Origin of the sequence: Chitinophaga polysaccharea (assembly GCF_007829335.1) — a bacterium.
Lineage (GTDB): Bacteria > Bacteroidota > Bacteroidia > Chitinophagales > Chitinophagaceae > Chitinophaga > Chitinophaga polysaccharea_B.
This window is the reverse complement of record NZ_VIWO01000005.1, coordinates 140,421-153,878: the sequence shown is the minus strand read 5'-3', so window position 1 is coordinate 153,878 and position 13,458 is coordinate 140,421. Positions and strand designations below refer to the sequence as shown.

Genomic DNA, 13,458 nt, shown 5'->3' with positions numbered 1-13,458 from the left:
AGAACGATGATGCGCAAATTGTTTAACATAGTATGCTCCGGCAATACCCGATACGCGAAGATGTTTATCATCATCGCGGGCTGCCTCATGACTTCCTGTGCAGACACGTTTTCTCAGAATATTGCAGATAAGGCGGCGATTGCTGTTACGCCGGCGCCCAACTATACATTAACGAAAGACAAGAGCCAGAAAGAAATGCTGACAGACGGCAGGTACGCCAGCGTACTTTCCTTTTGGAAGGATCCTGCGGCGCTGGGGTGGCAGAATGTGAAGCAGGTGACCATCGACTTCTCTTTTGATAAACCAGTGCCGGTATCCCGCGTTAACCTGAATACGGTTACCGGGCAGAAAGCGGAAGTGAGTATGCCACTCAGCGTGTTGGTATTTATCAGTAATGATCAGCAGCAATGGCAGTTCCTGGGCGATATGACAGAGCAGTCTGGCGCCAAAGATGAATATTATAAAATTATCCCGCTGTCATTGAAGGGACTTCAGGCTAACGGCAAATATGTGCGGGTACTCGCCATTCCCAATGGTAGCTACTTTTTTACAGATGAAATACAAATTATAGCGGGTAAAGATAATGCAGGTAAAGCAAGCACCTATAAAACCGTGAGTGACAACGATCTCCCCGGCTTTATTAAAACCTGCCGGGATGCGGCTATTGGCAAGCGTTTTTCAAATGAGGCAAGCAGTGCAGCGGTAGCCAAAAGCGCACCGCTGTCGGTAATGTCGGCCACCACTTCCGGCCAGTCGGGCGTTACCCTGGTACCGCTGGCATCCCCGTTTTCGCCCGACTTGCAGGCGGTAAACAGCCCTGTTCCGGTGGAAACATTTAAGGGACTGTCGTCCTACAGTGGATGGCTGATTGCTAACCCCGGTAATCAAAACGCCACTGTTACGTTGTCGTATACCAGCAGCGCCGCCGACCTGGGCGTAAATGTGTATTGGGCCAAACCGGTGAAGAGCCGCGATTTTAAAGTGATCCCCGATGCCCTGATGGAACTGCAAAGCGGCGCTTCGATTGAACTGGCGCCGCGGGAAAACCGCCTTATCTTAATGAAAACCCTGGCTAAAAGCGCGGGGAATAGCAAGGTAATACTGAGCATAAAGGACCCGCGCCATACAGCCAGCAGCGAGCTGACTGTTAATGCCGGTAATGCCTCTTTGTCGGGCTATATGAACCTTCGCCCCGATGTAAATGTATGGGCCTATTTCAGCGATCCCCTGCTCCAGGGCCGGGAAGCCAGCGCACGGCAGGATTTACTGAATCACTATGTAAATACTTTTGTGATTCCGCCTGGCATATTGCTGCCCAATGTACCGGTGGCCAGTAACCAGAAACTACAGGCTTACCTCCAGTACATAAAAGGATTTGATAAGGTATTGCTTTACCTTGATTTTTCCGTGAATGCGAAATCCGGTTTCCTGTCTGATGCCTGGAAGCAATCCTTCCTTACCTGGTACGATGCGTTGATGAAAGCTATTGTGAGCGCCGGTATATCCGCAAATAACGTATACCTGTACCCGTTTGATGAAGTGAAACCTGCACAGCTCAATACTTTCCAGCAGTTTGCCGACTGGATTAAATCTGCCCGGAAAGACGCCCGCATTTTTGCCACTATTTCCAATGCCGGCACTTTAAAGTCTATTGGCAACAACCTGGATATCTGCCAGCTGTTTTGCAGTCCTAATATTCTCCGGGAGAAGCAGCAAAACTATGCACCTCGTGGCAAAAACTGGCTATACGATATTAAGAAACCTACCAAGTCTTTATCTCCCTACAGCTATTACCGGTTAATGGCCTGGAAAGCATATGCATCGGGCATTACCGGGATCGGCTTCTGGCAATATGCGGATGTAGGGCATGAAGCCAACGCCACCTCGGTATGGGATGATTTTGATGGTAAGTCGGCCGATTTTGCGGTGATCTACGATGATAGCAATAAGGTATTGTCCAGCAGAAGATGGGAAGCTTTTAAAGCAGGCGTGGAAGATTATATGCTGCTATCGGCCTACGCCCGGAAAGCAGGGCAGCAGGCAGCGATGGACTTATGCCGCAATGTGCTGTCCAACGAAGGACAAGCCGCCGCGGCGGAGGATGCCAGGAATAAAATGATTAAAGCACTGGAAAATTAAGACGAATAAAAGATGAGGAAACCGGCACTATTGATATTGGCTACCATGCCGCCTCCCATTGGCGGAATCACGATGCACATCAAGCGGCTCCGGCAGTTCCTGGATGGTAATGGATACGACTATACGTTTTCAGATATCAGGAGAGCCAAACCTGCCGATACGCTGAAAAGTATCTGGCGGCACCGGTTTGTTCATTTCCATGTATCCAATCCCTTGCTGAGATGTGCGCTGGTAACAGTCAGTACCCTGCTGGGAAAGAAAGTGGTATTTACTTACCATGGAAATGTAGGGCAATATAACGCCATGAAGAACCTGGCAGATAGCTGGTCGTTCCGCCTGGCGTATCAGCCCATTGTGCTAAACCAGAAAAGTATGGACCTGGGCAGCAAGATGAATAAACGTACCCGGTTTATCCCGGCATTTATTCCACCAGGACAGGAAGAAGTGCTGCCGGTGGCTGTAAAGGAAGCAGTATTACAACAACACACCCGCCTGGTTTGCGCTACCAATGCGTCCAGCGTGTCGAGGGATAAGCAGGGGCGTGAAATCTACCAGGTGTCGTTGTTGGTGAAAATATTTAAAGCATGGCCGGAAGGGTGTCTGATCATTTCCGATCCGTCGGGCAGCTATCAACGGTATTTTGCCGAAACAGGAGAGCCGCTGTCGGACAATATCATCCTCATTGACCAGCCGCATAGTTTTTTTGAAGTGCTGAAAATGTCGGATGTGTTTTTACGGATCACTACTACAGATGGTGATTCTTTGTCGGTGAAAGAAGCGCTGTACCTGAAAAAGCAGGTGCTGGCAACAGATGTGGTAAACCGCCCTGCCGGCGTGCAGCTGGTACCGCTCAACGAGCAAGCCATAGAGCAGGCGATCCGCCAACTGAAAAAAGGAGATAATAATATACCAGGAGTTCAATTAAAGAATGCAGCCGCCGAGTTATTGGAGCTGTACCAGGAAGTAATCAATTAGCTGTATGAGTTTAATCGTTTTTGTTAAAAAGAATCTGAATATAAATAGTCCTTTGATCGGGAAGGCGTTGTCGCTCATTCCCTTTGAAAGCAGACCCGGCGTGGGAAACGTATACCAGCGCAGGCGGTCAGATATTGCGAGCTATGAGGCATTGGATATAGAAGGACAGCGGGCATTTATATTGCAGCGCTTTCGTCACATATTAAACTATGCTTACGAACAGGTACCGTTTTATAAATCCTACTACGGCGAAAAAGGATTTTCTCCGAAGGAGGTACAATCTTTTGACGACATACAACGGGTGCCCGTGATCAACAAGGAAATACTGAAGCGATACGCGGTGGAAGAAAGAACGGCTGATATAAAAGATAAGTACATCGCCAATACCGGCGGATCTTCCGGCAACCCGCTTTCGTTTTATGTATCATCGAAAATGATTGCCAACGAGTGGGCGCATATGCACCGTATCTGGGAACGGCTAGGATATAAGCCGAGCAGCCTGAAGCTGACCTTTGCGGGCAGAAGTGAGTTTAAGAAGAACTGCGTGGAATATGATGCCCTGCGTCATAGCTACGGCGTAAATATTTATGAAGACCTGAAGCTGTGCGCGGCAGAGCTGAAGAAAATTCTGAAAAGGCAGCGGATTGAGTACCTGCATGGTTACCCCAGTGCGCTGTATGAATTCAGTTTGTATTGCCGGGATCATGACCATGAATTGATCGGGCTCCTGAAAAAGAACCTGAAAGGGGCTTTCCTGAGTTCAGAATACCCGATGCCCTTATTCAGAGATACGCTGGAGAAGGTATTTGGTATATCTACTATTTCCTGGTACGGGCATACAGAAAGATGCGTATTGGCCTACGAAACGGAGAAGTTTGTATATACGCCTTTCCAGACTTACGGATATACGGAAGCGTTAGATAATAAAGCTAACAACGGTACACAAAACCTGGTGGGTACAGGCTTCTACAATATGGCTTCTCCCTTAATCAGGTATGATACCTACGATGAAATCAATGATGCAAAGTTACACCATGGCGTATTGCAGTCATTTTCCATCGCGGGGGGCAGGGCTGGCGAATTTGTACTGGATGCAAAAAACAAAAGGATTCCTTTGACAGGGCTCATTTTTGGACGTCACCACCGGTTATTTGATATGTGCTCACACCTCCAGATTGCGCAACGGCAGCCGGGAGAAGCCACTATCCTGTATGTACTGTCTGACAGCATCTCCGAATTACAACACCCGGAAAAATTATTTGATAGCAGTAATGTGGATATACGATTTGAGTTTAAGTTAATTGATCGTCCTATTAAAACCGTTTCAGGAAAGGTAAACCTGTTGGTGAACCATGCTGAAATAACAAACAAATAAACTATTGAAGCAATGAAACAATTGATCCAGTCTTTCAAAACAGGAGAAACCATATTGGAGGATGTACCTGCGCCAGGTATCAGCCGGGGCTGTGTGCTGATCCAAACTACCCGTAGCCTGGTGTCGCTGGGAACAGAGCGCATGCTCGTGGAGTTCGGGAAAGCCAACCTGATCCAGAAAGCACGGCAGCAACCCGATAAGGTAAAGCAGGTATTGGATAAAGTGAAAACGGAAGGTTTGATGCCTACCCTGGAAGCTGTTTTTAATAAACTGGGGCAACCGCTCCCGTTAGGATATTGTAATGTGGGAAAAGTGATCGCAGTAGGAGAAGAGGTACATGACTTTAAAATAGGCGACCGTGTGGCCTCCAATGGCCAACATGCGGAGTTTGTATGCGTACCGCAAAACCTGGTGGCAGCCATCCCCGATAATGTATCTGATGAAGAAGCGGCGTTTACCGTGATTGGCTCTATCGGTCTGCAAGGTATCCGGTTATGCAATCCTACTCTCGGTGAAACAGTGGTGGTGGTAGGGCTGGGCCTCATCGGTTTGATGACAGCAGGCTTGCTGGCAGCCAATGGTTGCCGGGTCATAGGCGTAGATCTTGATGCAAAGAAAATAGCATTGGCGCGTGAAAAAGGTATCATCGGCATTAATCCCCGGGAAGGAACAGACGTGGTAAAAGCCGTGATGGACCTTACTGGCGGTATTGGGACCGACGGCGTTATTATCACCGCCTCTGCCAAAACAGATGATATCATTTCCCAGGCTGCCCAGATGAGTCGTAAGCGCGGGAGGATTGTGCTGGTAGGTGTAATCGGACTCAACATTAGCCGGGCAGAGTTTTATGAAAAAGAGCTCACCTTCCAGGTATCGTGTTCGTATGGGCCTGGCCGTTATGACGAAAATTACGAGCAACGTGGCCAGGATTATCCATTGCCCTTTGTGAGATGGACAGAGAAAAGAAATTTCGAAGCCATACTCCAGGCCATCAGCGCCCGGAAGCTGGATGTAGCTTCTTTGATCACAGAACGGGTGCCATTGGCAGAATACCAGAAAATATACGGAGATATAGGACATAGCAATGCCATTGCCTCCATCCTGGTATATCCCGAACAGGCCACGGCAGAGCGGGTAGTACAGGTAATTCCCGGTGCCTCCTTCAAAGGCTCGAAAGGTGTTTTTGGCATCGTGGGAGCGGGCAATTTTACCAAGATGACCATGCTGCCTGCCCTGGAAAAAGTAGGCGCCAACATTAAATACATTGCCAGCGCTGGCGGCGTTACTGGTACTGCCCTCGCAAAAAAACATAAGATCGCCTACAGCACCACCGATTACCAGGAGCTGCTACGCGATGCGGATACCGACGTTGTGTTAATCACCACTCGTCATAACGCACATGCGGGTATGGTAACAAAAGCCCTGCAAGCCGGCAAACACGTATTCGTAGAAAAACCGCTGGCGCTCAACCGGGAAGAGCTGGAGCGAATTGTGGCGGCGTACAACGGATCGGTTACACTCACCGTAGGATTTAACCGCCGTTTTTCGCCGCATGTACAGAAAGTAAAGCAACTGGTAGGCAACACGCCCATGAATATCATTGCCACGATGAATGCCGGCGCTATCCCGGCCAACGTTTGGGTGCATGACATGAAAGTAGGCGGCGGCCGTATCATCGGGGAAGCCTGCCACTTTATAGACCTGATCACTTACCTGACCGGTAGTAAAGTGAAGGCCGTTTGCATGAATGCCATGGGTACTAACCCGGCGGAAAATACAGACAACGCCTCCATCTTACTGCAATATGAAAACGGTTCCACCGGCGTAATCAACTATTTCTCCAATGGATCCAAAACATACGCAAAGGAAAGGATAGAAGTGTATTCACAGGAACGGACAGCGGTCATCGACAACTACCGGGTTACCGAAGGATACGGGTTTAAAGGGTTCACCAAATTGAAGACAGGCATTGATAAAGGACACAAGGCCCAGTTCGGGCTGTTGACGGAACGCATCAAAAATGGCGGCGCCGCACTCATTCCTTTTGACGAAATCATCAATACTACTCTGGCCAGCTTCGCCGCAATTGATAGCTTGAAGCAAGGTGGCTGGGTAGCAGTAGCACCCATAGGTGCTACCGCCAAAACCCGTTCGGAGAAAGCAGAAGAGCGGCCCTTAGCAGTTGTATAGATTCGTCTGTAGTATATATCTGAAGAACCATGTAGCAATAGCCATAGCCGAAAAACCATTAATCATATTTAAAAACCATATCGATATGAAGTTAACCATCATCGCGGGGGCGCGCCCTAATTTCATGAAAATAGCTCCTATTATTGCCGCCGTCCAGGAAAAGCGCCAGGACGGGTACAACATCAGTTATAGACTGGTGCATACCGGCCAGCATTACGACAAAAACATGAGTCAGTCATTTTTTGAACAGCTGGGAATACCTGAGCCGGATGCTAACCTGGAATCAGGCGGTGGTACGCAAGCGGAACAAACAGCCAATATCATGGTCCGCTTTGAAAAGGAACTGACGGCGCATCCCTGCGATTTGTTGCTGGTGGTAGGAGATGTAACTTCCACATTGGCCTGCGCCATTGTGGCCAAGAAAATGAAGATCAAGGTAGCACATGTGGAAGCCGGTATCCGTTCCGGTGATATTACCATGCCCGAAGAAATTAACCGCCTGGTAACGGATGCCATCACCGACTATTTCTTTACCACCTCTGTTATTGCCAATACCAACCTGCAAAAGGAAGGGAAAACCGCAGAACAGATTCTTTTTGTAGGCAATACCATGATTGATACCCTCCTGAAACAACGGAGTCGTTTTACGCCGCCGCCCATTTGGGAAAAGGCCGGCCTGCAACCGCAACAATACCTGGTAATGACCCTCCATCGCCCCGCGAACGTGGATGAGGAAGATAACCTGGCGCTGCTGATCAATGAAATTATGAACAATAGCCAGCAATTGCCGGTCATTTTCCCGGTACACCCACGTACGGCCAAAAACCTGGAAAAAATTGCGGTAGCGCATCCCCACTTACACCTGGTAGAACCGCTGGGTTACCTGGAATTTAACTACCTGGTAGAAAATGCAAAAGCGGTAATCACCGACTCGGGTGGCATTACAGAAGAAACCACCGTCATGGGTGTACCCTGCATGACGCTGCGGGATTCTACCGAGCGTCCTGAAACCTGCATCACCGGCACCAACGAATTACTAGGCACAGATCCCAAAGCACTGGCGCCCGCTATGCAGAAATTATTTGCGGGGCAATGGAAGAAAGGAGCTGTCCCCGCCCTATGGGATGGCAAAACCTCAGAAAGAATTGTAGAACACCTGACAAAAATATTTGCTGTAAAACAGCAGGAGACAGCAGTAGTATGAGTAGCTTGAACACAGTAATAAATGGACTGAAAGTAGTGCGGAACATGGGTTGGCGGTATGTGGCATTCCGTTCAGTTCATGAGTTGAACCGCAGGACCGGGCGCCTTAAAAAGCGTTTCCCCCAGGCGCCTGCGTTTCAGCATTACTTGTCATTGGATGAGTGGAAGCAACAGCCAGTGGTGTTTTTCTTCCAAAGCCGGGAAGAAGTAACTGCCGCGCGGAAGCCAACACCGGCGCTGGCCGCGCGGTTTAAACAAATCAAAGAAGGAAAGCTCACTTTCTTCAATGGCGCTTCTTTATCACTCGGGAAAGATTTTTCCTGGATGAAAAATCCCGATTCGGGATTTTTATATGATGGAGAACAGCACTGGACCGAAGTAAACGACTATTCACTGGAGGCAGGGGATATCAAATATGTGTGGGAAAAAGCGCGTTTTGCCTACCTGTATGACATTATCCGATATGACCACCACTTTGAAAAGGATAATGCCACACTGGTGTTTAACGACATCCTTTCCTGGATCAGCGCTAACAAGGTAAACAGCGGCCCGCACTACAAATGCAGCCAGGAGATCAGCCTGAGGGTACTCAACTGGACGTTTGCTTTGTACTTCTATCGGCATGCTCCGGCATTGACGGAAGAAATTTTTGACCAGGTACAGTATGCTATTTACTGGCAGCTGCACCATGTATTTCATAACATCAATTTTTCCCGTATCGCCGTACGTAATAATCATGCTATCACGGAAACGCTGGCGTTATATCTCGGCGGACTGTTGTTCCCTTCCCTGCCCGGTGCTGCCACTTGGAAAGAGCAGGGTAAGAAATGGTTTGAAGAAGAAATTGCTTACCAGGTGTACGATGATGGCACCTTTTTACAGTTTTCCATGAACTACCACCGCGTGGTGATCCAGTTGTTTACCTGGGCATTGCGGTTGTCGGAGCTCAACGGTGAATCCTTTGCGCGGCATGTGAAAGAAAAAGCAGTTAAATCATTGCGTTTCCTCCGGGTATGCATGAACGATAGCAACGGCTGGCTGCCGAACTATGGCGCCAATGACGGGGCCTTATTCTTCCGCCTCAACGATCAGCACTACCGCGATTATCGCCCGCAGTTGGAGGCGTTGGCAGTGCTGCTGCAAATGGATGGCGGGTTCCCGGAAACCAACGAAGACCTTTACTGGTACGGCTTACAACCAGTGATTGGCAACGACACGGTGTTGGAAAAAGACAAAGTACTGTATTCATTCCCGGAGGGAGGGTATTTTGTTTGTAGAGAGACGGAAACGCTGACCTTCCTCCGTTGTGGCAATCACAAAGACAGGCCGTCCCAGGCGGATAACCTGCACCTCGATATCTGGCATAAAGGCGAAAACCTGCTGATGGATGCAGGCAGCTATAAGTATAATACCGATGAAGCCACTTTGCGTTATTTCATGGGCACCGCCTCACACAACACCGTGATGCTGGGTCATTACGACCAGATGCTGAAAGGACCCCGTTTTATCTGGTATAACTGGACGCAGTGCTCACGGGCAAGATTATACGAAACACCGGATGAATATATCTGGGAAGGCGCTATCAGCGGCTTTCAGCAGGTAGGCGCCGACATTGTTCATATCCGCCAGGTGCGGAAGAAGAAGAATGCGGCGGAGTGGATCATAAAAGACCATATCCAACATAAACCTGGCCACCTGTCTATGCAACAGTTGTGGCACACCTGTACGCCGGAGAAATTGAATACCAGGTCGGAAGACAACAGTGGCGCCATTTTGCAGCCCACTTATGAGCCGGGCATGTATTCATCTCTGTATGGGGTAAAAGAAGCAAACAGCAGTATCGTTTTTACGACCACTGCCGATACTATTATTACTGAGATCATAATATAATTATCCATGAAAATTTTATTAGTACATCAATACTTTTTGGAAGAAGATGATCCCGGAGGTTCCCGATGGAATGAGATTACCAAATCCTGGACTGAGCAAGGCGCCGAAGTAACGGTGCTAGGCGGCATGATGCACTACAACGGCTCCGCTAAAAGAGAAGAGTACAAAGGGAAATACTTTGTGAAGAAGCAACAGGGCGCCGTCACCGTGTGGCGCTGCCATGTGTCGGAATCTTACAATGCCAATTTTCTCGGCAGGCTGTGGGGATATTTCTCTTTCATGTTCTCTTCCCTCTGGGCAGGCCTCTTTAAGGTAAAAGGTAAGTTTGACGTAGTGGTAGTTACCTCTCCGCCTTTATTCGTAGGCTTTTCAGGATACCTGTTGTCCAGGCTGAAACGGATGCCATTGGTATTTGAAGTACGCGATCTCTGGCCGGAGTCGGCCATCGATACTGGGGTGTTGAAGAACAAATTCGTGATCAAACTGGCTTATTGGGTAGAAGATTTTATTTATCGTAAGGCAGCCATGATCAATGTATTGACGCCGGCATTTTATAATACCCTGCGCGACAAAAAGAACGTACCGGAGCAAAAACTCATCTTCATTCCCAATGCGGCAGATTTCTCCCTGTCGGATCACCTGCTGGAATCATTCGACCGGGATAGCTTCCGTCGTGAGCATCAGTTGAGCGACAAATTTGTGATCACTTATGTAGGCGCGCATGGCGTGGCCAACCACCTGGAGCAGGTGCTGGATGCGGGCAAAGCGCTGGAAGATACGCCCGTATTGTTCCTGCTGATAGGGCAGGGAATGGAAAAACCCCGGTTACAGCAGCTCGCAGGAGAAAAAGGTGTGAAGAATGTGCGCTTCCTGGATGCTGTTCCCAAGGCAGATGTATTTAAGTATATCCTGGCTTCTGAAATGGGCGCTTCTATATTGAAGAAAGTAGACACCTTTAAAACGGTGTACTCCAATAAAACATTCGACTATATGGCTTGCCGTAAGCCTATCCTCATGGCGATCGACGGTGTGTCGAGGGAGCTGGTGGAAACAGCAGGAGCAGGTTGTTACGTGGAGCCTGAAAATACAGCGGCGTATAACACCATTATCCGGGAGTACCTGCAAGATCCGCAGCGCCTGCAAACCGAAGGCGACAGCGGCTTCCGTTACGCGAAGCAGAATTTCGACCGCCAGGTGTTGGCATCCCGCTACCTGGATTTCATCAGGAAAAAGATCATTAAAGAAATAAAAACAAACAATGCACTGGTACAGGAACCTGTTTAAACCGCTGATGGATATTACGGCAGCACTGGTGGCATTGGTGATATTGTCGCCCGTGATGTTGGTACTGGTACTGCTATTGGCCATTGCTAACAATGGCCGTCCCTTCTTTTTGCAGCCCCGCCCGGGAAAAAATGGACGGATATTCCGCGTCATTAAGTTCAAAACGATGAACGACCGGAAGGATGCAAATGGCCGGTTACTGCCGGATGAAGTGAGACTGACACCAGTGGGGAAATTCGTCAGGAAAACATCGCTGGATGAAATTCCCCAGCTGATCAATGTATTAAAAGGAGATATGAGCCTGGTCGGTCCCCGTCCTTTACTGGTAGATTATCTCCCGTTGTACAACGATACGCAGCATCGCCGTCATGAAGTACGGCCCGGTATTACCGGCTGGGCGCAGGTGAATGGCCGTAACGCCATCAGCTGGGAACAGAAGTTTGCCTATGACGTATGGTACGTAAACAATATCAGTGTTGCCCTGGACCTGAAGATAATCCGGATGACGATACAGAAAGTGGTGAAGTCGGAAGGGATCAATGCGGCAGGCGTTGCTACCATGGAGCGTTTTATGGGAAATGGATGACAGCATTAAATAATAAGGTATGTATTTATTTGGCGCCGGTGGGCATGCAAAAGTGATTATCGAAATACTGCAATCCAGGAAGATTCCTGTGGAGGCGTTATTTGACGGCAATCCTGATATAAAGCAGGTTTGGCAATACCCGGTGATAACTTATTCGCCTGAAATGCCCGTTGCAGCGATCATTATAGCCATTGGAAAAAATGCTGTCCGGAAAAATATCGCGGAGCAACTAGCTGTTCCTTTTGGTACTGCACTGCATGAAAGAGCGAATATCTCTCCGTCTGCAATGATTGCTGAAGGAACAGTGGTGATGGCAGGTGCTACTGTCAACGCGGATGTGCTGATTGGAAGGCACTGCATTATTAATACCAACGCTTCGGTTGACCACGATTGCGTGCTGGAAGATTTTGTGCATATTTCTCCTAACGCCGCACTATGTGGCAATGTAAAAGTAGGAGAGGGTGCCCACGTCGGTGCAGGCGCCGTGGTAATTCCCGGTATTACTATTGGCAAATGGGCCGTTATCGGCGCAGGCGCCGTTGTTACTAAAGACATTCCAGATCATAGCGTAGCAGTAGGAAACCCTGCACGTAAAAGATAAACTTAAAAAATTACCATGATGAATAAGAAAATATGGTTATCCTCCCCACATATGGGAACAAAGGAGTTAGAATTCATAAAAGACGCATTTGATACTAACTGGATTGCGCCATTAGGACCTCATGTGGATGGCTTTGAAAGAGATTTGTCAACTTACACCGGTGCTGCTCATGTGGCGGCATTGTCGTCAGGTACAGCAGCCCTGCACCTGGCATTGATCGCAGTGGGGGTAGGGCCGGGTGACGAAGTGATCTGCCAGAGCATGACCTTCTCTGCTTCCGCCAATCCAATAGCCTACCTGGGCGCCACGCCCGTTTTTGTAGACAGTGAAACGTCTACCTGGAATATGGATCCTGTATTGCTGGAACAGGCGGTAATAGATCGCATCGAAAATGGCAAAAAGCCCAAGGCAATTATACCGGTTCATTTGTACGGCATGCCGGCACAAATGAATGAGATTATGGCGATCGCCAACCGTTACGAGATTCCCGTTATTGAAGATGCGGCGGAAGCCCTGGGTTCCTGGTACCGGGAACAAGCCTGTGGCAGCATCGGTAAACTGGGTATTCTCAGTTTCAATGGCAATAAAATCATTACTACCAGTGGAGGAGGTGCACTGATAAGTAACGAAGAAGCGCTGATCAGTCATTCCCGCTTCCTGGCCACCCAGGCACGCGATGCCGCTCCGCACTATCAGCATAGCCATATTGGCTACAACTACCGTATGAGCAATGTTTGCGCTGGTATTGGCCGTGGACAGATGCTGGTGCTGGAAGAAAGGGTGGCGCAGCGCAGGGCAAACTACCGGCATTACGTGGCGCAGTTATCCGATTTGCCAGGCGTTACTTTTGTATCAGAGCCCGTAGGTTTCTTTAGCAATCGCTGGCTCTCCACTATCCTGGTAAACCCGGCGCAGAGCAACGGTGTTACCCGTGAAACCATACGCCTGGCGTTGGAGAGAGAAAATATTGAATCAAGACCACTCTGGAAACCCATGCATATGCAACCCGTTTTTGAAAAAATGCCGGCCTATGTAAACGGCGTTTCTGAAAAGCTGTTTGATAACGGCCTATGTCTGCCAAGTGGGTCCAATCTTACTCCGGCCGATCTGTGGCGTGTTACGGATGCAATCAGGGGATTGTTTACAGCAGCAAAAGTAAATGCTTCCCGTACGTATCAGTCACAAGACTAAATGGATACAAGAGGTTACACTTGT

10 protein-coding genes are annotated in these 13,458 nt (G+C 48.8%); all 10 read left to right on the top strand.

Features of this window, described 5'->3' with window-relative positions; all coding sequences use genetic code 11:
* Positions 1-6 precede the first annotated feature (6 nt).
* The 10 genes from FHW36_RS17580 (at position 7) to FHW36_RS17535 (ending at position 13,434) form a co-directional block, all read left to right on the top strand.
* Complete coding sequence (locus tag FHW36_RS17580; RefSeq protein ID WP_145670884.1) at positions 7-2,139, top strand: glycoside hydrolase domain-containing protein; 2,133 nt, start codon at positions 7-9, stop codon at positions 2,137-2,139.
* A 12-nt stretch (positions 2,140-2,151) separates the two neighbouring features.
* The gene (locus tag FHW36_RS17575; protein ID WP_145670883.1) at positions 2,152-3,114 is read left to right on the top strand and encodes a glycosyltransferase family protein; all 963 of its coding nucleotides are present in this window, start codon (positions 2,152-2,154) and stop codon (positions 3,112-3,114) included.
* Between the two features lie 4 nt (positions 3,115-3,118).
* Positions 3,119-4,489 (top strand): phenylacetate--CoA ligase family protein, encoded by a 1,371-nt coding sequence (locus FHW36_RS17570; protein ID WP_145670882.1) that lies wholly within the window; start codon positions 3,119-3,121, stop codon positions 4,487-4,489.
* Between the two features lie 12 nt (positions 4,490-4,501).
* On the top strand, positions 4,502-6,679 hold the full coding sequence (locus tag FHW36_RS17565) for a bi-domain-containing oxidoreductase (RefSeq protein WP_145670881.1): 2,178 nt from the start codon (positions 4,502-4,504) through the stop codon (positions 6,677-6,679).
* 85 nt (positions 6,680-6,764) lie between these two features.
* Positions 6,765-7,883 (top strand): non-hydrolyzing UDP-N-acetylglucosamine 2-epimerase, encoded by a 1,119-nt coding sequence (gene wecB, locus FHW36_RS17560; RefSeq protein ID WP_145670880.1) that lies wholly within the window; start codon positions 6,765-6,767, stop codon positions 7,881-7,883.
* The gene (locus FHW36_RS17555) at positions 7,880-9,772 is read left to right on the top strand and encodes an alginate lyase family protein (protein WP_145670879.1); all 1,893 of its coding nucleotides are present in this window, start codon (positions 7,880-7,882) and stop codon (positions 9,770-9,772) included. The genes wecB and FHW36_RS17555 overlap by 4 nt, the downstream gene beginning before the upstream one ends.
* 6 nt (positions 9,773-9,778) lie before the next feature.
* Positions 9,779-11,056 (top strand): glycosyltransferase family 4 protein, encoded by a 1,278-nt coding sequence (locus tag FHW36_RS17550; protein ID WP_145670878.1) that lies wholly within the window; start codon positions 9,779-9,781, stop codon positions 11,054-11,056.
* Positions 11,031-11,642, top strand: coding sequence for a sugar transferase (locus FHW36_RS17545; protein ID WP_145670877.1), 612 nt, complete (start codon positions 11,031-11,033; stop codon positions 11,640-11,642). Before FHW36_RS17550 ends, FHW36_RS17545 begins: the two co-directional genes overlap by 26 nt.
* 19 nt (positions 11,643-11,661) lie before the next feature.
* Positions 11,662-12,243 carry an acetyltransferase gene (locus FHW36_RS17540; RefSeq protein ID WP_145670876.1) on the top strand — a complete coding sequence of 194 codons (582 nt, stop codon included), beginning with the start codon at positions 11,662-11,664 and terminating at the stop codon, positions 12,241-12,243.
* A gap of 18 nt (positions 12,244-12,261) precedes the next feature.
* Entirely contained in the window at positions 12,262-13,434 is a 1,173-nt protein-coding gene (locus tag FHW36_RS17535; RefSeq protein WP_145670875.1) for a DegT/DnrJ/EryC1/StrS family aminotransferase, read from the top strand.
* Positions 13,435-13,458: the final 24 nt, after the last annotated feature.